At 57.3% G+C, this 21,858-nt stretch carries 21 protein-coding genes and 2 riboswitches; of the genes, 10 read left to right on the top strand and 11 right to left on the bottom strand.

Translation table 11 applies throughout. The features are described 5' to 3' along the window. Positions 1–98: 98 nt before the first annotated feature. A complete protein-coding gene (gene mtgA / locus FY156_14445) occupies positions 99–845 on the top strand; it encodes a monofunctional biosynthetic peptidoglycan transglycosylase (GenBank protein ID UXS02581.1) in 747 nt (248 codons plus the stop codon). Between the two features lie 5 nt (positions 846–850). Here mtgA and FY156_14440 read toward each other — a convergent pair whose 3' ends face one another. Together FY156_14440 and FY156_14435 are read right to left on the bottom strand one after the other, a co-directional pair. Continuing rightward, entirely contained in the window at positions 851–1,870 is a 1,020-nt protein-coding gene (locus tag FY156_14440; GenBank protein UXS02580.1) for a galactose mutarotase, read from the bottom strand. A 67-nt stretch (positions 1,871–1,937) separates the two neighbouring features. Continuing rightward, positions 1,938–2,864, bottom strand: coding sequence for a homoserine O-succinyltransferase (locus FY156_14435; protein ID UXS02579.1), 927 nt, complete (start codon positions 2,862–2,864; stop codon positions 1,938–1,940). A 79-nt stretch (positions 2,865–2,943) separates the two neighbouring features. Next, positions 2,944–3,020, bottom strand: a riboswitch (SAM riboswitch). 90 nt (positions 3,021–3,110) lie between these two features. Between FY156_14435 and FY156_14430 the strand changes: the two genes are divergently transcribed. The 7 genes from FY156_14430 to FY156_14400 all read left to right on the top strand — a co-directional run bounded on the left by FY156_14430 (position 3,111) and on the right by FY156_14400 (position 11,414). Continuing rightward, positions 3,111–3,764: a thiamine diphosphokinase gene (locus tag FY156_14430; protein ID UXS02578.1), complete on the top strand. Its 654-nt coding sequence runs from the start codon at positions 3,111–3,113 to the stop codon at positions 3,762–3,764. A gap of 4 nt (positions 3,765–3,768) precedes the next feature. Then, on the top strand, positions 3,769–5,595 hold the full coding sequence (locus FY156_14425; GenBank protein ID UXS02577.1) for an ABC-F family ATP-binding cassette domain-containing protein: 1,827 nt from the start codon (positions 3,769–3,771) through the stop codon (positions 5,593–5,595). A 92-nt stretch (positions 5,596–5,687) separates the two neighbouring features. Then, a complete protein-coding gene (locus FY156_14420; protein ID UXS02576.1) occupies positions 5,688–6,080 on the top strand; it encodes a VOC family protein in 393 nt (130 codons plus the stop codon). Positions 6,081–6,126: 46 nt separating this feature from the next. Continuing rightward, positions 6,127–6,238, top strand: a riboswitch (TPP riboswitch). A gap of 37 nt (positions 6,239–6,275) precedes the next feature. Next, a complete protein-coding gene (locus FY156_14415) occupies positions 6,276–7,289 on the top strand; it encodes a thiamine ABC transporter substrate binding subunit (protein UXS02575.1) in 1,014 nt (337 codons plus the stop codon). A gap of 19 nt (positions 7,290–7,308) precedes the next feature. Next, positions 7,309–8,931, top strand: coding sequence for a thiamine/thiamine pyrophosphate ABC transporter permease ThiP (gene thiP / locus FY156_14410; protein UXS02574.1), 1,623 nt, complete (start codon positions 7,309–7,311; stop codon positions 8,929–8,931). Further along, complete coding sequence (locus FY156_14405; protein UXS02573.1) at positions 8,928–9,644, top strand: ATP-binding cassette domain-containing protein; 717 nt, start codon at positions 8,928–8,930, stop codon at positions 9,642–9,644. The genes thiP and FY156_14405 overlap by 4 nt, the downstream gene beginning before the upstream one ends. 255 nt (positions 9,645–9,899) lie before the next feature. After that, positions 9,900–11,414 (top strand): M48 family metalloprotease, encoded by a 1,515-nt coding sequence (locus FY156_14400; protein UXS02572.1) that lies wholly within the window; start codon positions 9,900–9,902, stop codon positions 11,412–11,414. Positions 11,415–11,474: 60 nt separating this feature from the next. Here the strand turns inward: FY156_14400 and leuC are convergent, their stop codons facing one another. Then, the gene (leuC, locus tag FY156_14395) at positions 11,475–12,884 is read right to left on the bottom strand and encodes a 3-isopropylmalate dehydratase large subunit (GenBank protein UXS02571.1); all 1,410 of its coding nucleotides are present in this window, start codon (positions 12,882–12,884) and stop codon (positions 11,475–11,477) included. Positions 12,885–13,297: 413 nt separating this feature from the next. Here leuC and FY156_14390 point away from each other — a divergent pair, with 413 nt between their 5' ends. Continuing rightward, positions 13,298–14,578 carry an MFS transporter gene (locus tag FY156_14390; protein UXS02570.1) on the top strand — a complete coding sequence of 427 codons (1,281 nt, stop codon included), beginning with the start codon at positions 13,298–13,300 and terminating at the stop codon, positions 14,576–14,578. Between the two features lie 46 nt (positions 14,579–14,624). On the opposite strand, the gene FY156_14385 is transcribed toward FY156_14390, so the two are convergent. The 3 genes from FY156_14385 to rplS form a co-directional block, all read right to left on the bottom strand. Beyond that, positions 14,625–15,386 (bottom strand): amino acid ABC transporter permease, encoded by a 762-nt coding sequence (locus FY156_14385; protein UXS03159.1) that lies wholly within the window; start codon positions 15,384–15,386, stop codon positions 14,625–14,627. Between the two features lie 83 nt (positions 15,387–15,469). Then, the gene (locus FY156_14380; GenBank protein ID UXS02569.1) at positions 15,470–16,267 is read right to left on the bottom strand and encodes a transporter substrate-binding domain-containing protein; all 798 of its coding nucleotides are present in this window, start codon (positions 16,265–16,267) and stop codon (positions 15,470–15,472) included. Positions 16,268–16,392: 125 nt separating this feature from the next. Next, on the bottom strand, positions 16,393–16,932 hold the full coding sequence (rplS, locus tag FY156_14375; protein ID UXS02568.1) for a 50S ribosomal protein L19: 540 nt from the start codon (positions 16,930–16,932) through the stop codon (positions 16,393–16,395). Between the two features lie 266 nt (positions 16,933–17,198). On the opposite strand from rplS, the gene FY156_14370 reads away from it, so the two are divergent. Then, positions 17,199–17,945 (top strand): sulfite exporter TauE/SafE family protein, encoded by a 747-nt coding sequence (locus FY156_14370; GenBank protein UXS02567.1) that lies wholly within the window; start codon positions 17,199–17,201, stop codon positions 17,943–17,945. Here FY156_14370 and trmD read toward each other — a convergent pair. The 5 genes from trmD to ffh all read right to left on the bottom strand — a co-directional run bounded on the left by trmD (position 17,927) and on the right by ffh (position 21,631). Further along, positions 17,927–18,631, bottom strand: a complete 705-nt coding sequence (trmD, locus tag FY156_14365; protein UXS02566.1) for a tRNA (guanosine(37)-N1)-methyltransferase TrmD — start codon at positions 18,629–18,631, stop codon at positions 17,927–17,929. The genes FY156_14370 and trmD overlap by 19 nt on opposite strands. A gap of 3 nt (positions 18,632–18,634) precedes the next feature. Further along, positions 18,635–19,201 (bottom strand): ribosome maturation factor RimM, encoded by a 567-nt coding sequence (gene rimM / locus FY156_14360; protein ID UXS02565.1) that lies wholly within the window; start codon positions 19,199–19,201, stop codon positions 18,635–18,637. Between the two features lie 120 nt (positions 19,202–19,321). Next, on the bottom strand, positions 19,322–19,699 hold the full coding sequence (gene rpsP / locus FY156_14355; protein ID UXS02564.1) for a 30S ribosomal protein S16: 378 nt from the start codon (positions 19,697–19,699) through the stop codon (positions 19,322–19,324). Positions 19,700–19,730: 31 nt separating this feature from the next. Next, a complete protein-coding gene (locus FY156_14350) occupies positions 19,731–20,048 on the bottom strand; it encodes a chorismate mutase (GenBank protein ID UXS02563.1) in 318 nt (105 codons plus the stop codon). Positions 20,049–20,062: 14 nt separating this feature from the next. Continuing rightward, positions 20,063–21,631: a signal recognition particle protein gene (gene ffh / locus FY156_14345; protein UXS02562.1), complete on the bottom strand. Its 1,569-nt coding sequence runs from the start codon at positions 21,629–21,631 to the stop codon at positions 20,063–20,065. Between the last annotated feature and the right edge of the window lie 227 nt (positions 21,632–21,858).

Below are 21,858 nucleotides of genomic sequence, written 5' to 3'. Positions count from 1 at the left end.
CCTTTTCGTGATTCCTTGCGGGAACCCATTTGAGCGGACTCGCCTTGAACATGGCAATGGAATATGAAAGGTTTTTATAAGCCTGGGTGGGGAAAACATTGAGCAGCACGCCTGAAAGCGACGCAGACTACGCCGTGCTGGCGGAAGACCGGAGTAGTCCGAAGGTGGATTTTCGCACGTTAGCAAAGCGTTTCGTCATGTTTTTGCTGGCATTGCTGATCTTGCCTTACCTGCTGATTCCCGTCTATGCGCTTCCTTTCATGCGGCCCGTTTCAACGTTGATGCTTGCCGATCTTGTGACTTTGCAGGGTTACGACAGGCGCTGGGTGCCAATTGAGGACATTTCTCCACGTCTTGTTCAGTCGGTGATGATGTCCGAGGACGGGCAATTCTGTTTCCATGGCGGCGTTGACTGGAACCAGATGCAATCTGTGGTGACGGATGCGCTGGAGGGGGCTTCCACGCGTGGTGCCAGCACCATTCCGATGCAAACGGCAAAGAACCTCTTCCTCTGGAATGGACGATCTTTCCTGCGCAAGGGGCTGGAGCTGCCGCTTGCCGTGGTCGCCGATTTCGTCTGGTCCAAAAAACGGATGATGGAGATTTATCTCAATGTTGCCGAATGGGGCCCAGGTATCTACGGCATAGAAGCGGCCGCCCAGCATCATTTCAAGGTGCCGGCCTCGAAGCTGACCCAGAGACAGGCGGCGCTTCTCGCGGTCTCATTGCCCAATCCGATCGACCGTGTCGCCAGCAAGCCAGGGCGTGGCCTGCAACGGCTTGCGGGCGTCATCGAACGACGCGCCCGCGCATCCGGCGCCTATGTCGGCTGTGTGCTGGACTAAGCCAGTCAGCCCTTCTTGAAAATGTAATCCGTTTCCTGACGCAAGGTCTCGCCTGGGCGCAGGATGGCATGCGGAAAATCGGCGTGATTGGGGGCGTCGGGCCAGTTCTGCGTTTCAAGGCAGAAACCGGCAAAGGGGCCATAGGTCCGGCCGTCGAGGCCCGGAACCGGAACGTCGAGTTTGAAGGCGGAATAGAATTGCACACCGGGCTCAGTCGTGTGCACTTCAAGCGCGATGTCGGATGCCGGTGCGTAGACGCGTGCTACTTTGCGCTTCGCCCGGCGCTCGGGCGAAAGGCAGAAATTGTGGTCGTACAGAACCTGCTCGCCATTGTCCTTGCGTCGCATCGGTGTCGGGCGACGAAGGTCGAAAACCGTGTCATCGACGGGGCGGATTTCACCTGTCGGAATCTGCTGTTCGTTGGTCGGCAGATAATAGTTCGCGGCAATTTCGATCTCGTGGCCAAGTGCCGTGTCAGCACCGTCCAGATTGAAATAGGAGTGCTGGCAGATGTTGGCGATGGTCGCCTTGTCGGTGGTTGTTTCGTAAACGACAGAAAGCACGCCGCCGTCGAGGATCGTGTAGGTCGCCGTGACAGTGCAGTTACCGGGATAACCGGCGCGGCCGTCCGGATCGATGATTTCCAGAACAACATGGCTTTCGCCGTGCTCCATCAACATCCAGTTGCGTTTGCCCAAACCGTCGCTGCCACCGTGAAGATGGGTAACGCCTTTTTCATTCAACTCGAGTTGGTACTCGTGGCCGTCGATCGAGAACTTGCCGCCACCGATACGGTTGGCATTGCGGCCGGGCGTCGCGCCGAAATAAGAGGAGTACTTGTAGTCCTCAAACTTGTCGAAGCCGAGAACGAGTGGCGGCTGGTGGCCGTCGAGGCGCAGATCCTGAATGACTGCGCCCCACGTGATGACCTTCGCGGTCAGTCCACCCTTGGATATGGTGACACGCTCGACCTTTTCTCCGGTTGCTGTGAAACCGAAATTTTCCCGTGCCGGCACATCGCCCATTCCTGCTCTCCCCGCTTGTAATGACCGGCGGACGTTGCGTTATTTTGCGACGATGTGCAATCGCGTTTTATGCCGCAAGCTCTCCGATAGCGTCGAGATCGTAGGGGGTCGTCTGGTATATCTCGTTGATCCAGTTTCCAAAAAACAGATGCGCGTGGCTTCGCCAACGATTGAGCGGGGTCAGGTCCGGATCGTTGTGGGGGAAGTAGTCATGCGGCAGCTTTATGGGAACCCCGGCGTTCACATCGCGGAAATATTCGTCCGAAAGCGAGGTCGAATCATATTCGACGTGGTTGAACATGTAGAGCCGGTTGCCCTGCTTTTCATGCACCAGGCACACGCCCATTTCTTCCGATTCCATCAGGATTTCCAGATCGGCGCGCTTTTCGATATCGGCGCGACGTACCTCCGTCCAGCGTGACACCGGAACCTGGAAGTCGTCGGAAAACCCGTTCAGATAGATGGAAGACGGGCTGAGGTTGCGGTGACGATAAACGCCGAAAGCCTTTTCCTTCAACTCATGCTTCGGCACGCCATGGAAGTGATAGATGGCTGCCATCGCGCCCCAGCAGACATTGAGTGTCGAATGGACGTTGGTTTGTGTCCATTCGAAAATCTTCTGCATCTCGTTCCAATAGGTAACGTCTTCGTAGGCGAGCGTCTCGACGGGAGCGCCCGTGATGATGAAGCCATCGAACTTGCGGTGGCGAACCTCTTCCCACGTCTCATAGAAGGAAAGCAGATGCTCTTCCGGCGTATTTTTCGCACGATGACCGCCAATGCGCACCAGCGACAACTCAACCTGCAACGGTGAGGCACCGACGAGGCGAGCCATCTGTAATTCGGTTTTGATCTTGTTCGGCATGAGGTTCAAAAGTCCGATCTGGAGCGGGCGAATATCCTGTCGGATAGCCGCCGTTTCGGTCATGACCCGTACGCCCTCATGCACGAGGGTTTCGAAAGCGGGCAGGGTATCTGGAATCTTGATCGGCATGTTGAACTCTCACTTTCAGGCCGCCAAAGGCCGTGAAAACAAAAAAACCGGCAGCGAAATCGCAACCGGCTCCAGGAAATTGCCTTTTTCCTCGACCCTTTAGCGACTTCTTTAAAGTGGCTGCAAGCCGGTCGGCAAATCACCACTGGCGGATTACATAATCCTGTCGAGGCGGAAAATCAATATCGGCGGTTTTCTGCGGGTTTCAGCCTTTCCATTTCGCTCCTACCTGCGATAAGGCAAGGCATGGAAACAGAACGCTTCACCATTCTGCTTGGCGGAAATGTCACCGTCACGGATCGCCTGAAAACGGTTGTGTCGGGGACGCGTGTCATCGCTGCAGACAGTGGCATGCGGCATGCAAAAACGCTTGAGCTGTCGCCGGAGCTTTGGGTCGGGGATTTCGATTCCGCCGAGCCGGGTCTTCTCGACGAATGGCCGGGCATTGAGCGGCAACCTTATCCAGCGGCAAAAGCTGTTACCGACGGCGAGATTGCCGTTTCAGAGGCGATTGTCCGTGGGGCTCGTTCCCTTGTGATGGTCGGCGCTTTCGGAGGGGCAAGGAGCGATCATGCGCTTCAGCATTTCCTGTATGCCGTCGCGCTTGCCGAGAGTGGTTTCGATGTCGTTTTGACATCCGGTGACGAGGAAGCCTATCCGTTGCTTCCTGGCGTGCTCGATCTCGATCTTCCAGCCGGCTCCTTGTTTTCCGTTGCCGGTATTTCCACACTTCAGGGGCTGAACATTGCCAATGTGCGCTATCCGCTTACGGAGTTCGCGCTTGCTTTCGGTTCATCCCGCACTATTTCCAACGTCGCAAATGGCGGCACGGCGCATTTTTCGCTGAAAAGCGGAAAAGCTATCGTGCTTGCCCGACCCTATGATCTGACCGGAGCCTGACACCTTGGCACCCCCAATTCTTAAACTCGACGATATCAAACTCACCTTTGGCGTGACGCCGTTGCTTGACGGTGCAAACCTGCAGGTGGAGCCGGGTGATCGTATCTGCCTTGTCGGGCGCAACGGTTCGGGCAAATCGACGTTGATGAAAATTGCCGCCGGCCTGGTCGAAGCACAATCAGGTGAAGTTTTCCGTCATCCCTCCGCCACCATCCGTTATCTGGAACAGGCACCTGATTTCGACGGCTATGATACCGTTCAGGCTTATGCCGAGTCAGGGCTCGGGCCGGGCGACGACCCTTATCGCGTCACCTACATTCTCGAACATCTCGGCCTGACGGGACAGGAGCATCCGCAAAACCTCTCCGGCGGTGAAGCGCGTCGTGCGGCGCTCGCGCGTGTCATGGCGCCTCAGCCGGATATTTTGATGCTGGACGAGCCGACCAACCATCTGGACCTGCCGACGATTGAATGGCTGGAAGACGAGCTGCAGCAGACGCGAAGTGCACTGGTACTGATTTCGCACGACCGTCGTTTTCTCGAAAAGGTGTCCAACGCCACTGTCTGGCTGGATCGTGGCCAGTCTCGCCGCCTCAATCGCGGTTTTGCGCATTTCGAGGAATGGCGCGACAAGGTTCTGGAAGAAGAAGAACTCGAGCAGCACAAGCTTGGCAAGGCCATCGAGCGCGAAGAGCACTGGATGCGGTATGGCGTCACAGCACGGCGCAAACGCAATATGCGTCGCGTCGGTGAATTGCAGGCCATGCGCGCGTCCTATCGCGGGCACAAGGGGCCGCAGGGCTCCGTCCAGGCAACGGTGACCGAAGGGCGTGAGTCAGGCAAGCTGGTGATCGAAGCGGACGCCATCACCAAGTCCTATGGCGAACGCACCATCGTCGCACCGTTTTCACTGCGTGTGCATCGTGGCGACTGTATCGGCCTGGTCGGGCCGAACGGCGCAGGCAAAACGACGCTCCTCAAGATGTTGACGGGGCAGCTTGCGCCTGATGGTGGAACGGTCAAGCTCGGCACCAATCTGGAGATTGCGACGCTCGATCAGAAGCGCGAGGATTTGAACCCGGAAGACACTCTGGCCTATTATCTGACGGACGGACGCGGTGACAACCTGATCGTCAACGGTGAGCTGAAGCATGTAACGGGCTACATGAAGGATTTCCTGTTCCAGCCGGAACAGGCCCGTACGCCTATCCGTAACCTCTCGGGTGGTGAACGCGCCCGCCTCATTCTGGCACGCATTCTCGCGCGTCCGACCAACCTGTTGATCCTCGACGAGCCGACCAACGATCTCGATATTGAAACGCTCGATCTTCTGCAGGAAATCGTCGCCGGGTTCTCCGGCACGGTCATTCTTGTCAGCCACGATCGTGATTTTCTCGATCGTACCGTCACCTCCACCATCGCACCGGCAAATCCCGATGCGCCGGATGGCCGCTGGATCGAATATGCCGGTGGCTATTCCGATATGATGGCGCAGCGAAAAGGTGCTGCCGAGGAAAAACGGAAAGCGGAAAAGCAGGAAAAGGCAAAGAGCACATCGTCTGCCTCTTCATCTGCGGAACCTGCCAAGGGCAAGGCAAAGCTCTCTTTCAAGCAGAAGTTCGCGCTGGAAAATCTGCCGAAGGAAATGGAGAAAGCTCAGGGCGAAATCGCCAGGCGCGAAGAGCGACTGGCCGATCCCAACCTGTTCACCAAAGACCCGGCCGCCTTCAACAAGCTGGCGGAGGAAATGACCAAGCTGCGCGAAAAGCTGGAAGCCATGGAAGAAGAGTGGCTGGAACTGGAGATGCTGCGCGAAGAGCTTGAAGGATAAAAGCGGAATTCCGGGAACGGTTTCGTCTGCTCTGACTTTGACAGGGGAAGCAAATTGGCTTTTCCTGTCAGTCCAATGGAGGAGTTCGGACCATGCGGATGATTTTCGTCAACCTGCCTGTCAAGGATATCGAGAGATCGAGAGCGTTTTTTACGGCGCTCGGGTTCAGCTTCAATCCGGAATATTCTGACGATCGTACGCTTTGCATGATTGTCGAGCAGAACATCTTCGTGATGCTTCTGCAGGAAGAGCGTTTTCGGGATTTCATCAATGGCGATATTTGTGATGCGGCGAGCAGTACAGAGGTGCTGACCTGCCTTTCGGCAGGGAGCCGTGAGGAGATCGACCGTACGATTACGGCGGCACTCGCCTCGGGTGGCAGCAGATGGAAGCCGGTTCAGGATCATGGCTTCATGTATGCCGGCAGCTTTCAGGACCCTGACGGCCATGTCTGGGAACTCGTGCATATGACGGAGCAGGCCTGACAACAGGCCGTCTTGCCAAGCGACAGCGGCAGGTTTACATCCTTGCTTTGATCTAACGGGGTGTCTTGTCTTTTTTCTGGAGACAAGGCTGAGAGGTTCGCCAACCCGAAGAACCTGATCTGGTTCATACCGGCGTAGGGATTAGACAGCTTACACGCAAGCGCCTGATCCCCTTTTCGTTTTTAGGAGGTGCGCGTGCGTCGTCGTTTCTTGCTGAACTCCATTGTTGCCGTATCTCTGCTGCTGCCGGGTCTTGCCGCGGCGCAAGAGAAGAAGACACTGACTATCTACACCTATGAGAGCTTCGTTTCAGAATGGGGTCCCGGCCCCAAGGTGAAAGAGGCTTTCGAAAAAATCTGCAACTGCACGGTCAATTTCGTCGGTGTTGCTGATGGTGTGGCGCTGCTCAACCGCCTGAAACTGGAAGGCGCTGGTTCGAAGGCTGACGTTGTGGTCGGCCTCGACACCAATCTCGTGGCGGAAGCCAAACAGACCGGTCTGTTCGAGGCAGGCGACATTGATGTGTCCGCGGCGAAAGTACCGGGCGGCTACCAGGACGATGTTTTCGTGCCATATGACTACGGCCATTTTGCCGTTATCTATGATACGCAGACCATCAAGAACCCGCCCAAAAGCCTGAAGGATCTGGTTGACGGCGATCCGTCGCAAAAGATCGCGATCCAGGACCCGCGCACCTCGACGCCGGGCCTCGGTCTGCTGCTCTGGGTCAAGTCGGTCTATGGCGACAAGGCGCCGGAGGCCTGGGCAAAACTGAAGAACCGCGTTTTGACGGTGACGCCGGGCTGGTCGGAATCCTACGGCCTCTTTACCAAGGGCGAAGTGCCGATGGTGCTCTCCTACACCACGTCGCCCGCCTATCACATGGTTTCGGAGAACACCGATCGTTATCAGGCCGCAGCGTTTTCTGAAGGGCATTATATCCAGATCGAGGTTTCAGGCCTTCTGAAAAACGCGCCGGAGAAGGAGCTTGCCAAACAGTTCCTTGCCTTCACTCTGACGCCGGGTTTTCAGGACGCCATTCCGGAAAACAACTGGATGATGCCAGTTTCCGCTACTTCGAAGCCGTTGCCGGAAGCTTTTTCTAAACTGGTGCAGCCGGAAAAGACCTTTCTGATGGACTCCGCCGAGGTGGCGAAAAATCGCAAGGCCTGGATCGATGAGTGGCTTGCGGCCATGAGCGTCAATTAAGGGAAGTTCAGGCGAACAGATGATGCTGCGTCGCGACTACAGATGGTCGATGATTGGAGGAACGGCGGCGTTTACCGCCGTTTTTCTGTTCATGGCGCTTGCCGTCGTCGCGCTGCTTTCGTTTGATGCTGGAACGTCGGCTTCGGGAATTCTGGATGCCTATACGCTGCGCATCCTCCGTTTCACGCTTTATCAGGCTACGCTGTCCACCCTTATTTCCATCATTCTGGGTCTGCCGGTGGCGCTGGCGCTGGCCCGGCAAAGACGTTTTCCCGGCCGTATCTGGATAATCAGGCTACTGGCGGTTCCGATGGGTCTGCCAGCAATTGTCGGGGCCTTCGGGATCATCGCGATCTGGGGCAGGCAAGGTGCGCTGAACACCGCGCTTTTGTCGCTCGGCAAAGAGCAGCCATTCAGCATCTACGGCCTCTCTGGCATTCTCGTTGCGCATGTATTTTTCAATCTGCCGTTGGCCGTTCGGTTGATGCTGGCGGGGCTGGAGCGCGTGCCCGCAGAATATTGGCGCATGGCGTCGAGCCTTGGTATGGGCTCGTTATCGGTGCTTCGCTTCATCGAGTGGCCTGCAGTCATGCGCCTCGTGCCGGGCATTGCCGGGCTCATCTTCATGCTATGTGCCACCAGTTTTACGCTTGTTCTGCTTTTGGGAGGTGGACCTGCGGCAACGACACTCGAAGTGGCCATCTACCAGGCGCTGCGATTTGATTTCGATCCACAGCGCGCGATTGCCCTTTCGCTGATGCAGATCACCCTGACGGCCGTTCTTCTTGGTTTGCTTTCCCTGTTTCCCTCGCAGGACGCGGAGATTGCATCCCTGGGACGACCGATCCGTCGTTTTGACAGTTTCGGTATCGCTGCCCGGGTCTGGGACGGAGCGGCCATTGTTTTCGTGATCCTTCTGGTCGGCTTGCCGCTTGCGGCCGTCGCTGCTTCCGGGCTCAGTGCCGATCTGATCCGGCTTGTTTCGGCGCCGGTCTTTGTGCGGGCCGCGACCACCAGCTTTTTCATTGCGCTGCTGTCGGGGACACTTGCCGTGCTTTGCTGCGTTGCGTTGATTGCTGCGCGGCAGGCGATTTCTTCAAAACGAAGAGTTACGGCGCCCTTGCGGTTCGTCTCGGTACTTTATGGAGCAGGCTCTTCACTCGTCCTTCTCGTGCCGCCTGTGGTCCTCGGAAGTGGCTGGTTTTTGCTTTTGAGACCACTGGGCGATGTCAATTTGTTTGCCCCCTTGCTCGTCGCCCTGATCAACATGCTGATGGCCCTGCCGCTTGTCATGCGGGTACTGGAGCCAGCCATTGCGACGCACCGCGCCCGCACCGGACGGCTATCGGCAAGTCTTGGCATCTCAACTTTCTCGCGTATGCGTCTGATCGACATGCCTGTCCTGTGGCGGTCTCTTGCCATGGCCATGTCATTTTCAATGGCACTTTCGCTTGGCGACCTTGGTGCGGTTGCTCTATTCGGTTCGGAGAACTTTGTGACCTTACCTTGGCTGGTTTACAGCAATATGGGCAGCTATCGGACGAATGATGCGGCGGGATACGCCTTCATTCTCGGTCTTGTTTGCCTGTTGCTTGCGGCTGGCGGTGTGCCGAGTTCCAAATCATCAAAGGGAAGCGCATGAGTAGGGAAAATCTGGCGATTCGGCTGGATGAGGTGAGCTTAACACTCGGGTCGCAGAGCTTTCAGTTTGACTGCAGTTTCCACAGAGGACGAATTACGGCTGTCGTTGGTGCCTCGGGTTCCGGCAAGTCGACTTTGCTCAACCTTGTTGCCGGATTCGAGATGCCGGACACCGGTCGAGTCCTGATCAATGAGCAGGACGTAAAGGCGCTCGATCCCTCCGAACGTCCCGTTTCATCGATCTTTCAGGACAACAACCTTTTTGCGCATCTCGACATTTTCACCAATGTTGCGCTTGGCGTCAGTCCGTCTTTGAAATTGCAGGCAAAGGACAGGCAGGAAATTGACCTTGCGCTTGAGCGCGTTGGATTGGCGGGGTTTGGAAAACGCATGCCGAACACACTGTCGGGCGGGGAGAGGCAGCGAGCGGCTTTGGCACGCGCGCTTGTGCGCGAAAAGCCTGTCATGCTTCTTGATGAACCTTTTGCCGCGCTTGATCCGGGTTTGCGGTCCGGGATGGTCTCATTGCTTGTTAAACTGCAAGCCGAAACACAACATACCGTCGTTATTGTCACGCATCATATCGATGACGTGAAGAAGCTGGCTCAGGATGTGGTTTTTCTTGATCGGGGCAGCGTTCTCTACTCGGGTTCGGTCGATGATTTCTTTGCCACACAAAATGTGAAGGTCATTGAGGGCTTCCTGAATGGATGATCGCCTTATTTTCGACGCGGCCCGCTGGCAATCGCTTTACCACACGACTTCAATGACGCTAATTTGCACTTGCGAGACTCAAGTTGTTGTCCGAGAACACGGTAACTATTGCCTTCTTCAAAAATAGTCCGGGTGCGAAGGATCGTTTTTACCTCTGCGGCATTCATGTGCTGGTCGAGGGGAATATGATATTCTGGTCTGCAATTAACGGATGATCAGGAACGTTAGGAGCAGACTAACAGAATGAAAAATTGCGTGACTGCACAGAGGGGTTTGTTCTCCGGTTCAGGCGTTCAGCGTTTCGGCAGAGCGGCCAAAGTTTTTTCTGTGCTTGCGGCATCCTCCGTCATTCTATCTTCCTGCCAGTCTCTGTTCAGCCCGGCTTACCAATCTACGTTGCGGCCGTCCGACAATCCGCAGACCGTGGAAGAGGTGCAAAAGAATGACCCGCGTGCCCAGATGGGTGCGCGTGAGCATCCCCGCATCGTGGCGAGTTACGGTGGTGAATATCACGATGCAAAAACGGAACGGCTGGTTGCGCGCATTACCGGTGCGCTGACGGCGGTATCGGAAAATCCGCAGCAATCGTATCGCATCACAATCCTCAATTCGCCGGCGATCAATGCCTTTGCATTGCCGGGTGGCTATCTTTACGTGACGCGTGGTCTTCTGGCGCTTGCCAATGACGCGTCGGAAGTAGCGGCTGTGCTTTCGCACGAAATGGGCCATGTCACCGCCAATCACGGGATCGAGCGTCAGCGTCGTGAAGAAGCGGAGGTTATTGCCAGCAGGGTGGTTGCCGAGGTGCTGTCCAGCGACCTCGCCGGCAAGCAGGCGCTGGCACGTGGCAAGCTGCGACTTGCAGCATTTTCCCGTCAGCAGGAACTGCAGGCTGATGTTATCGGCGTGCGCATGCTGGGCGAGGCAGGGTACGATCCTTTCGCGTCGCCCCGGTTCCTTGACTCGATGGCCGCTTACGCCCGCTTCACGTCCGCCGATCCCGACAGTGACCAGAGCCTCGACTTCCTGTCCAGCCACCCGAATACACCACAACGTATCGAGTTAGCGCGGCGTCATGCCCGCGCCTTCGGCCAGGAAGGTCAGGTCGGTGATCGTGGCCGCGACTGGTTCCTCGATGGCATCGATGGGCTGCTTTATGGCGACAGCCCGCAGGAAGGTTACGTCCGTGGGCAGACATTCCTGCACGGCACGCTCGGCATCCGTTTCGATGTTCCGGAAGGCTTCGTGATCGATAACAAGGTGGAAGCCGTTCTGGCGACCGGACCTGGCGACATGGCCATCCGTTTTGATGGCGTTGCCGATCCCAAGCAGACCAGTCTTGCGAACTATCTCACGAGTGGCTGGGTGGCGGGCCTCATCCCGGAAACCGTTCGTGAAACCCAGGTCAATGGGCTCGAGGCCGCAACGGCCCGTGCGTCCGCCGACAAATGGGATTTCGATGTGACCGTCATCCGTGTCGGCCAACAGATCTTCCGTTTTCTGACGGCCGTGCCAAAAGGCAGCCCGCAGCTTGACAGTGTTGCCAACGTTCTGCGCAGCAGTTTCCGGCGGATGACGCCACAGGAGATTGCCTCGCTGAAACCGCTGCGCGTACGGGTCATTACCGTAAAACCCGGTGAGACAGTGGCGACGATGGCGGCGCGTATGATGGGCACGGATCGCAAGCTTGACATGTTCAGAGTACTGAACGCGTTGAGCGCGACAGCCACTCTCCAACCCGGCCAGCGGGTGAAGATCATTTCGGAATAACCAAAAAGAAAACCCCGGATCGCTCCGGGGTTTTTTGTCAGCCTGGTTTGGCTTCGACGTTTATTGCCATTCACGAACATCGACGAAGTGGCCGGCGATGGCCGCCGCCGCCGCCATGGCGGGGGAAACCAGATGTGTGCGGCTCTTGTAGCCCTGACGGCCTTCGAAGTTGCGGTTCGATGTCGAGGCGCAACGTTCGCCCGGCTTCAAACGGTCATCGTTCATGGCAAGGCACATGGAGCAGCCCGGTTCGCGCCACTCGAAACCGGCGTCGAGGAAGATCTTGTCCAGACCCTCCTTTTCCGCCTGCTCTTTCACCAGTCCGGAGCCGGGGACGATCATTGCGGAGACTGTCGGCGCGACCTTGCGGCCATCAACGATCTTTGCCGCAGCACGCAGGTCCTCGATGCGACCATTGGTGCACGAGCCGATGAAGACACGATCGACAGGAATATCAGTCATGCGGGTGCCGGGCTTCAGGCCCATATACTCCAGAGCGCGCCATTTGGAGGCACGCTTGTTCTCATCTTCAATCTTGTCCGGATCAGGAACAGTGCCCTGAACGGATGTCACGTCTTCAGGCGACGAGCCCCAGGAAACGATCGGTGGCAGGCTGGCGGCATCCAGCACGACAATCTTGTCGTAGTGCGCGCCTTCATCCGACTTCAGCGTCTTCCAGTAGGCGATCGCCTGTTCCAGCGTTTCGCCCTGCGGTGCGCGCGGCTTGTCCTTGATATATTCGAACGTCGTTTCGTCCGGTGCGATGAGACCAGCGCGGGCGCCACCTTCGATCGTCATGTTGCAGACCGTCATGCGGCCTTCCATGGACAAGGAACGGATCGCCTCGCCGGCAAATTCGATCACGTGGCCGGTACCGCCGGCGGTGCCGATTTCACCAATGATCGCGAGGATGATGTCCTTTGCCGTCACGCCTTCCGGTATCTTGCCGTCGACACGCACCAGCATGTTCTTGGCTTTTTTCTGGATCAGCGTCTGGGTTGCCAGAACGTGCTCAACCTCCGAGGTGCCGATACCATGCGCCAATGCGCCAAAGGCTCCGTGGGTGGAGGTGTGGCTGTCGCCGCAGACGATCGTCATGCCAGGCAGGGTGAAGCCCTGTTCAGGGCCAACGATGTGAACGATGCCCTGGCGCTTGTCACGCTCGGAGTAATATTCAACGCCGAAATCCTTGGCGTTCTGCGCCAGTGCTTCGACCTGAATACGGCTTTCTTCGTTCTTGATGCCCTCAAGACGATCGGCAGTGGTTGGAACGTTGTGGTCGACGACGGCCAGGGTGCGGGTCGGCGAATGGACAGGACGACCTGCCATACGCAGGCCTTCGAAGGCCTGCGGCGACGTCACTTCGTGAACGAGGTGACGGTCGATGTAGATGAGACAGGTCCCATCCGGGTCGCGGTTGACGACGTGGTCGTCCCAGATCTTGTCATACAGGGTACGCGGTGCGCTCATGGCTCTTTGCCTTGTCATTCAAAAGGTAAATTGGGGATCGATATGAGGTGGACAGCAGATGCTGTCAGGCGAGCCTAAGTCGGCTGTTGAGCGCCCCGGCGATGCGCGCGAAGAAACGGGCTGGCAGACGCTTATGGTCTTGCAGCACGTAGATATTCTGCGCGAGACATCCGAATTTCGATTCCATGGTTGCCTTCATACCAGATCGCGGACGCTACGGCAATATCAGGCCGAGGTGGCGAGAGTGCCGATTTTATCGCCACGAAATGCCAGTTTTTTACGCGAAATGCCTTGAAATCCCCTGTATTGCGGGGTGATTGCTGCATTGCAACTTGCTTGTTGTGCGCTGCACATATAGACGGAGCGCCTTATCATCTGCATTTCGAACGAGGAATCGAAGGGAGGGAAAGCACATGGTATCTGAAAAGTCCCTTATCTCGAAGATCACCTGGCGGCTCATGCCGTTTCTTGGCGTTCTCTATCTTATCGCTTATATCGACCGTCAGAACGTCAGCTTTGCCAAGCTGCAAATGGTGGACGATCTTGGATTGAGCGAATATGCCTATGGGCTCGGCGCTTCGCTGTTCTTCATCGGTTATTTTATTTTCGAAGTTCCAAGCAATCTGCTGCTGACGCGCTTCGGTGCAAGCCGCTGGTTCGCACGCATCATCATTTCCTGGGGTCTGGTCACGATCGCGCTTGCCTACACAAGCAGCCCGACGATGTTCTATATTCTGCGCTTCCTCTTGGGAGCGTGTGAGGCCGGCTTCTTCCCTGGTGTTCTTTATCTGCTGACTGTCTGGTTCCCGCGGGATTACCGCGCCCGTATGGTCGGATTGTTCATGATCTTCAGTGCGCTTGCCAATGCGATCGGCGCGCCGCTCGGCGGCATGCTGCTCGATCTGGACGGTCTGCTCGGATATGCAGGCTGGGAATGGGTGTTCCTCGCCACTGGCGTTCCTGCGGTTATCGCCGGTATCTTTACGCTCTTCTATCTGGACGATACGCCCGACAAGGCGAAGTTCCTGACGCAGGACGAGAAGGACTGGTTGAAGAACCGTATCGCGTCTGAAAATTCCGGTATGGAAGAACACGCCGATGATGGTTTCAGGGCGTTGATCAATCCGCGCGTCTTGTTCATGTCGCTCTGCTATGTCGGTTTCCCGCTTGCCGCCTACGGGCTCAGCTACTGGCTGCCGACCATCGTCAAGAGCTTCGGCGTTTCCAACACGGCCAATGGTTTCATCAATATCATTCCGTGGATCGCTGTCGCAATCTCGCTGTATGTCATTCCGGCTGCTGCGGATCGTGCCAAGAACAAGACGCTGTACATCGTCGGTCCTGCCTTCATTGGTGCGGCCTGCCTTCTGATGTCGGCTTTGCTGACCACTCCGGTGCTGCAGTTCACGTTCCTTTGCATTGCTGCTGCAGGCATTTTCGCCGGCCAGCCGGTGTTCTGGAGCCTGCCTGGTCGCTTCCTCAAGGGAGCTGGTGCTGCTGCCGGTCTTGCGGCCATCAACTCGGTCGGCAATCTCGGCGGTTTCGTCGCACAGAACGTGGTGCCGTGGATCAAGGATCAGACCGGAAGCACCATCGCACCGATGTTCTTCCTGGCTTTCTGCCTTGCTGTTGCCGGCGTGCTGGTCATTATCGCCACGCGCACGATCGCCAGCGAAAACAGGGCGACTGCCTGACAAACGAAAATGCGGCAGCCGGGTTTCCCGGCTGTCGCGCCACGCCTCAGTGCTGCTTCGAGCGCAAAGCCTTTTCAACGCGCCGCAAGATCAGCGACAAGCCGATCGTCAGGATCAGGTAGACATAGGCGACAATCGAGTAAGTCTCGAAAAAGCGGAACGAACCTGCTGCATAGACCTTGGCCATCTGGGTAATATCGGTGACTCCCAGAGCCGAAACGAGCGAACTGTCCTTGACCATGGCGACGAAGTCGTTCGAAAGCGGCGGAAAGATTGTCCTCAATGCCTGCGGCAACACAATCAGCCTGAAACGATGATAGCGATTGAGACCGAGCGCCTTCGCAGCCTCGATCTGCCCGGATGATACCGACTGAATGCCTGCCCGAAAGATTTCGGCAATGAAGGCGGCGTAACAAATCGCCAGAGCAATGATTGCACGCCATGTCAGCGAGACGTCGCGCACCAACAAGGGCTCAAGCAATCCGCTCTCAGCCAGAGGTACAGTCAGCCAATTATAGAGACTCACAAGTCCCGGCGTGCCGACAAAGGCGATGTAAAAGAGCAGGACGAGAACCGGTATGCCGCGGATCACTTCGATGTAAAATCGAGCGAACTGTCGCAACACGATGTTGTCGGCCATGCTGAGTAGTGAAATGCCAAGGCCCAGAAGTGTCGCGAGGACGAAGGCGACTAGCGTCACGAAGATCGTTATACCGATACCCTTCGCGACGGTGGTGAAAACCTGGGTGTAAAGGTCATTGACTGCGATTAGGGCCGCAAGCCCGATGCCAATGGCAAGGATCGCCATCAGCCACCACGGAAAATCCTCGTCATTCTTCGTCTGTCCGGCACTCAAAACGATTTCGTCCCCATCACATGCGTCGGCTCAGGTCATTCGCCGAGCTTGTAATCCAGGAACCACTTCTTATCGAGAGCCGCGAAGGTGCCATCGGCCTTTAGAGCCGCAATAGCCGCATTTACGGGCGCGACAAGATCGGAGCCCTTCTTGAAGATGAAGCCGAAATCATCGCCCCCCAATGGATCGCCGATCAGCTTCAGAGCGCCTTTCGAGACTTCCACATATCCTTTGCCCGCCACGCCATCCGTGAGCACGAGATCGACATCGCCCGTCATCAAAGCCTGGACGCTGGCGCCAAAGGTTTCCACGAGCCTGATGCGGGGGGTCTGTTCATTGCCATCGAGAATATCGTAGACGGCCGTATAAAAGGGGGTGGTTCCTGCCTGTGCCCCGACCAGGCCTTTTTCAAAGGCCGCAAAGCTCTTTGCGTCGGTGAAGCGCGTTTCGTCGGAACGCACCAGCATGAACATTTCAGAGCGCATGTAGGGGTCGGAAAAATCGACCTTCGCTTTGCGTTCATCCTTGATGCTGATGCCGGTCATGCCGATGTCGTACTGCCCGTCCGACACGGCCTGGATCATCGCATCCCAGGAGATATTCCGGTATTCGAGCTTGAAGTTCAGCCGCTCGGCGATCGCCTTCATGGCATCGTATTCCCAGCCGATCGCATCGCCTGATTTCGGATCGATGAACTGCAGCGGCGGGTAGGCATTCTCGGTCACCACGACAACGGTACGCCCCTTGAGGTCGGGCAGTTCGGCCGCGCGCGCCAGAAGAGGAGCGGTGCTCAGAGCGGCGAGGGTGGCGAGGAACAGGCGTCTGGTGGTCACGAGGCATCTCCTGAAAGAGTTTTCTCGAAAATGCACGGTTGCGACGGCTGGGGCAAGTAAAGAGCGGGCAACAAAAAAGGCGGTCCAAAGACCGCCTTTTCGAAAAAATCCCGTAATGGGAAATCTTATTCTGCTGCGCCTTCAGCAGCCTTTGCTGCTTCTTCCGCTGCCTTTGCTTCTGCGGCTTCGGCTGCTGCCTTCTCGGCTGCGAGAGCCTGTGCTGCTGCAACCTTTTCAGCTTCCAGACGTGCCTTTTCGTCGGCAATAGCCTGACGCTCGGCTTCGTTCAGCTTGCGAGCGCGCGTACCGGTGTTTTCAACGATACGTGCAGACTTACCGCGACGGTCGCGCAGGTAGTAGAGCTTCGCGCGGCGAACCTTACCGCGGCGAACGACTTCAACGCCTTCAACCAGCGGAGAGTAAACCGGGAATACGCGCTCAACGCCTTCGCCGTAGGAGATTTTGCGAACCGTGAAGTTCTCGTTCAGGCCGCCGCCGGAGCGAGCGATAACAACGCCTTCGTAAGCCTGTACGCGGGTACGGTTACCTTCCGTAACGCGAACGTTAACGCGAACCGTGTCGCCCGGAGAAAAGTCGGGCAGGGTGCGCTTGGCTTCGATCTTGGCAGCCTGTTCGGCTTCCAGCTGCTGAATGATATTGGTCATGTTAACCTCTAATTTCTTCTGAAACAGCCAGAGCGCTCAACATCTCATCCTTCGGTCACAGCCTTGGGATCGTGCCTTTCGGCAGGAGCGGGTTCGCCATTCTTTGCTTGCGGTTAAGGGAGTTTTCCCATTTCCACGCGGGCACATACACGACGACGCGCGTTTTGTCATCCCTTTTGTGACAATATTTTATCTTCCGCTCGTTGATCGAGGCGGTTGTCGGGATCGAACTCCGCCTTTATGGCATGAGAACCTTGGGAGGGGCCATGTCCATTTTTATCGTTCTTCTGCTTTTCGCGACCGGCTTTCTTTCGGGCGTCGTAAATGCCATTGCCGGTGGCGGCACATTTCTGACTTTCGGGGCAATGACACTTGCCGGTTTGCCGCCAATCGTTGCCAATGCCACGTCCGCCATTGTGCAGTTTCCCGGTTACATCACCTCTGTGATCGCCTATGGCCCGGAAATTCGCAAACACTGGCGCGAGGCAATCTTGCTCTCAGCCGTTTCCGTGGTAGGTGGACTGGCCGGCGCGCTACTTCTCCTGTCGCTTGATAACCCTTCTTTCCGCCAACTCGTGCCGTGGCTGCTGCTTGCCGCGACAGCCGTATTTGCGGCGGGGCCGTGGCTGCGTCCGAGATCGAGCGCTGAGCGCTCTCCAGGCAATCTGCCAAGCCTTGTCTTCCAGGGGTTAGCGTCTGTTTATGGCGGCTTCTTCGGGGCCGGTATGGGCATCATGATGCTCGCCATTCTGGGCGTCACGTCCGGCGGCAGCTATCATCATCTCAATGCGCTGAAAAACCTGCTGTCGGTGGTGATTGCCATTATCGCGATTACGATCTTCGTCAGTGGCGGCGTCGTGTCGTGGTGGGCGGCACTCATCATGTTTCCGGCAGCCGCACTTGGCGGTTATGCTGGTGTTCACGCGGCAAGGCGGGTGCCGCAATGGATCATCCGATGGCTTGTCATTGCCGTCGGGCTGGTGTTGACGGGCTATTATTTCCTGTCGGCCTGAGACGCAGGCTTGTCCAGCAGGTCCGGACGACGTTCTTTTGTCAGCGCCAGCGCTTGAGCCTGCCGCCATTTATCGATGGCGGCATGATTGCCGGAGGTCAGAACGGCAGGAATGTCGCGTCCTTCCCATATCTGCGGTCGGGTATAATGCGGGTGCTCCAGCAATCCGCCTTCAAAGCTCTCATGAACGCCTGAGAGATCGTTGCCCATAACGCCCGGCAAGATCCGAACAATCGCGTCGAGAAGCGTCAAGGCCGCCGGTTCTCCGCCGGACAGAATGTAGTCGCCGATGGAAACCTCTTCCAGTTCGCGCGCATCGATCACACGCTGGTCGACACCCTCGAAGCGACCGCAAACAATGATTGCGCCCTCACCAGCGGCGAGTTCGCGGACACGCTCCTGGGACAAGGGTTTGCCACGCGGGCTCATCAGCAGGCGCGGGCGCGTATCGCCTTCGGATACACGATCGATGGCTGCGGCCAGAACGTCCGGTTTCAGCACCATCCCGGCACCACCGCCAGCAGGTGTATCATCGACGCTGCGGTGTTTGTCCGTCGTGAACTCGCGGATCTGCACCGCTTCCAGCGACCATTGCCCTTTATCCAGGGCCTTGCCTGCCAGAGAATAGCCAAGGTGGCCGGGAAACATTTCCGGGTAGAGCGTCAGGACGGTAGCCTTGAAGGTCATGGATTATTTCTTGCCGAACGGCGAAACGCCGGTTTCGTCCTTGTCGTCGGGATTGTCGATCAGGCCTGCCGCCATGGGATCGATCAGAATTTTTCCGGCATCGAGATCGATTTCGAGAACTGCGGCTTCCGAAAAGGGGATCAGCGTCGGGCGTCGGCCGGCACCCTTCAGTTCCAGCAGATCACCTGCACCGAAATCAAATACGGCACTGACAGCGCCATAGCTGTTTCCTTCGGCATCGACGGCTTCCAGCCCTTCGAGATCGGCGTAATAAAATTCGTCGTCATCCAACTCTTCGTCGGGCAGGTTGTCGCGATCGACAAAGAGTTCCAGCCCGTTCAGGGCTTCGGCGGCATTGCGGTCGTTGACGCCTCTGAAGCGGATGACCACGACGTTCTTGCCTTCGCGAACTTCCAGTATCTCGAAGACGCGGCCATCGGCGCTGACCAGATTGCCGTAGTCGCCCAACGCCATCGGATCGTCCGTATACGAACTCACTCGCACTTCGCCGCGCAGGCCCTGCGCGCTGCCAATCTTTGCCATGAGAACCGGGTTTTCCAGTTTTGCCATCGGGCCGTCCGTCATCTGGTGTTTATCGTCTTCGGTTTATGGCGTTTTCACAGCACAATAAACCAAAAACGGGCGGCGCGGTAAACCACGCCACCCGCTCTTCAAGCGATCGCTTGCAGATTATTCTGCAGCAGAAGCTTCTGCGGCAGCAGCAGCGGCGTCTTCAGCCTTCTGCTTCTTCTCAGCAACGCGCTCCAGAGCGCGCTTGCCCGGCTTTGCCTTTTCAGGGTTGTTGCGAGCGTCGCGCTCAGCCAGGCCAGCTTCTGCGAGGAAGCGCAGAACGCGGTCGGTCGGCTGTGCGCCCTTGGCGATCCATTCCTTGATGAGGTCAACCTTCAGCTCAACGCGCTGCGGGTTATCCTTTGCAAGCATCGGGTTCCAGGAACCAACCTTTTCGAGGAAACGGCCGTCGCGCGGCGAACGGGCGTCAGCAACGACGATCTGGTAGTACGGACGCTTCTTGGAACCGCCGCGGGCGAGACGAATTTTCAGTGCCATGTTATTTACTCCTTGAGGTGTTTTCCGCCGATCAGGCGGTTTTTTCGTTGCCGCCATGTTCGGCGGCGATTGCTTCATGATGCCGGATGACTTCGGTGATGATGAAGTTCAGGAACTTCTCGGCGAAATCCGGGTCCAGATTGGCGTCCTTTGCCAGACGGCGAAGGCGATCGATCTGGTATTCCTCGCGCGCCGGGTCTGCCGGCGGCAAATTGTATTTTGCCTTCAATACGCCCACTGCCTTGGTGCAGCGGAAACGTTCGGCAAGAATGTGAACCAGTGCGGCGTCGATGTTGTCGATCGACTGGCGGTATTCGGAAAGCTGGGCCTTCACTTCGGTCGTGGTCATGATGTCCCCCTGCCTTACTTCTTCTTCGGAAAACCGGGCAGGCCCGGAAGTCCACCAAGACCGGGCAGTTTGCTGCCCAAGCCGGGAAGCCCGCCGGGCAAGCCCTGTCCAAGACCTGGCGGCATGGCGCCAGGCTTACCTAGGCCCGCAGCTTCTGCCTGTTTCTGCAGCGCTTCCAACTGCTTGGGATCGATGTTCGACAGGTCGGGCATGCCGCCCATTCCACCGAGGCCCATCTTGCCCGCAAGGCCACCCATCATCTGTTTCATGATGCCGCCCTTGCCCTTGCCGCCCATGGCTTTCATCATGTCGGCCATGCCGCGATGCATCTTGAGCAGCTTGTTGATCTCGGCAGCGTCGGTGCCGGAACCGGCGGCGATGCGCTTCTTGCGGCTATGCTTGAGAATATCCGGGTTGGCGCGCTCTGCCTTGGTCATAGAAGAGATGATGGCGATCTGGCGGTCGAACATCTTGTCGTTCAGACCGGCTGAGGCCATCTTGTCCTTCATGCCGGCCATGCCGGGCATCAGACCCATGATGCCGCCCATGCCGCCCATCTTCTTCATCTGGCGAAGCTGGTCGGCGAGGTCGTTCAGGTCGAACTTGCCCTTGGCCATTTTTTCGGCCATGGCCCGCGCCTTCTCGGCGTCGATATTTTCCGCAGCCTTTTCGACCAGCGAAACGATGTCGCCCATGCCGAGAATACGGTCGGCGATACGGCGTGGATGAAACTCGTCGAGTTCGCCCATGCGCTCGCCGGTACCAATCAGCTTGATTGGCTTGCCGGTAACGGCGCGCATCGACAGAGCCGCGCCGCCGCGACCGTCGCCATCCATACGGGTCAGGACAAGACCGGTGATGCCGACACGCTCATCGAAATTGCGTGCGAGGTTGACGGCGTCCTGACCTGTCAGGCTGTCGGCTACCAGCAGAATTTCGTGCGGGTTGGACTTTTTCTTGATCTCGGCCATTTCCAGCATCAACGGTTCGTCGATGTGGGTGCGGCCTGCGGTGTCGAGGATCACGACGTCATGGCCGCCAAGCTTCGCGGCCTGTACTGCGCGCGAGGCGATGTCGGTCGGTGACTGGCCGGCGATGATCGGCAGCGTATCGACGCCAGTCTGGACGCCAAGCTGTCTGAGTTGTTCCTGTGCGGCGGGGCGGCGCGTGTCGAGAGATGCCATCAGCACCTTCTTCTTCTCGCGATCCGTCAGGCGCTTGGCAATCTTGCCGGTGGTTGTGGTTTTACCGGAGCCCTGAAGGCCCACCATCATGATGACGACGGGGGCTGCGGCATGAAGGTCGATGGAGACGCCTTCTGTGCCCAGCATTTCGACAAGCTCGTCATGAACGATCTTGACGACCATCTGGCCAGGCTTGATGGATTTCAGGACGGCTGCGCCGACCGCTTTTTCACGCACCTTGTCGGTAAAGGAACGAACGACTTCAAGCGCCACGTCTGCTTCAAGAAGCGCACGGCGAACCTCGCGCAGAGCTGCGGAAACATCGGCTTCCGTCAGTGCGCCACGGCCGGTCAGTCCATTCAAAATGGAGCCAAGGCGGTCCTGGAGGCTTTCAAACATCGTCTTTTCCTTCTTCGTTCCGGGGTTTCCGAAACGTCGGTGCTTTTGCTGTCAAAAACAAGACGCAAAGCCCAAAAGCACCCGAGGGCGCATCGCGCTGTCGGGTGTTGACCTCCGGGATCTCTTTATACCTTTTCGGGTCCCGGTCGGTGGCTTGGAGTCTTGAAACTGCCAGCTAATCGGGCCGGATAAACAGTAAAGCCGGGCGAAAGTCAAGGCGTGCAGGC

Origin of the sequence: Agrobacterium tumefaciens, from assembly GCA_025559845.1 — a bacterium.
Lineage (GTDB): Bacteria > Pseudomonadota > Alphaproteobacteria > Rhizobiales > Rhizobiaceae > Agrobacterium.
The sequence above is the reverse complement of the archived record's forward strand: the minus strand, read 5'-3'. Positions and strand labels throughout refer to the sequence as shown.

Bases quoted from the DNA above. Each gene is read 5' to 3' on its own strand.
- FY156_14440 (UXS02580.1), bottom strand. From the start codon at position 1,870: ATGGGCGATGTGCCGGCACGGGAAAATTTCGGTTTCACAGCAACCGGA.
- FY156_14435 (UXS02579.1), bottom strand. From the start codon at position 2,864: ATGCCGATCAAGATTCCAGATACCCTGCCCGCTTTCGAAACCCTCGTG.
- FY156_14430 (UXS02578.1), top strand. From the start codon at position 3,111: ATGGAAACAGAACGCTTCACCATTCTGCTTGGCGGAAATGTCACCGTC.
- FY156_14420 (UXS02576.1), top strand. From the start codon at position 5,688: ATGCGGATGATTTTCGTCAACCTGCCTGTCAAGGATATCGAGAGATCG.
- thiP (UXS02574.1), top strand. From the start codon at position 7,309: ATGATGCTGCGTCGCGACTACAGATGGTCGATGATTGGAGGAACGGCG.
- FY156_14405 (UXS02573.1), top strand. From the start codon at position 8,928: ATGAGTAGGGAAAATCTGGCGATTCGGCTGGATGAGGTGAGCTTAACA.
- leuC (UXS02571.1), bottom strand. From the start codon at position 12,884: ATGAGCGCACCGCGTACCCTGTATGACAAGATCTGGGACGACCACGTC.
- FY156_14390 (UXS02570.1), top strand. From the start codon at position 13,298: ATGGTATCTGAAAAGTCCCTTATCTCGAAGATCACCTGGCGGCTCATG.
- FY156_14385 (UXS03159.1), bottom strand. From the start codon at position 15,386: ATGGCGATCCTTGCCATTGGCATCGGGCTTGCGGCCCTAATCGCAGTC.
- rplS (UXS02568.1), bottom strand. From the start codon at position 16,932: ATGACCAATATCATTCAGCAGCTGGAAGCCGAACAGGCTGCCAAGATC.
- FY156_14370 (UXS02567.1), top strand. From the start codon at position 17,199: ATGTCCATTTTTATCGTTCTTCTGCTTTTCGCGACCGGCTTTCTTTCG.
- trmD (UXS02566.1), bottom strand. From the start codon at position 18,631: ATGACCTTCAAGGCTACCGTCCTGACGCTCTACCCGGAAATGTTTCCC.
- rimM (UXS02565.1), bottom strand. From the start codon at position 19,201: ATGGCAAAACTGGAAAACCCGGTTCTCATGGCAAAGATTGGCAGCGCG.
- rpsP (UXS02564.1), bottom strand. From the start codon at position 19,699: ATGGCACTGAAAATTCGTCTCGCCCGCGGCGGTTCCAAGAAGCGTCCG.
- FY156_14350 (UXS02563.1), bottom strand. From the start codon at position 20,048: ATGACCACGACCGAAGTGAAGGCCCAGCTTTCCGAATACCGCCAGTCG.
- ffh (UXS02562.1), bottom strand. From the start codon at position 21,631: ATGTTTGAAAGCCTCCAGGACCGCCTTGGCTCCATTTTGAATGGACTG.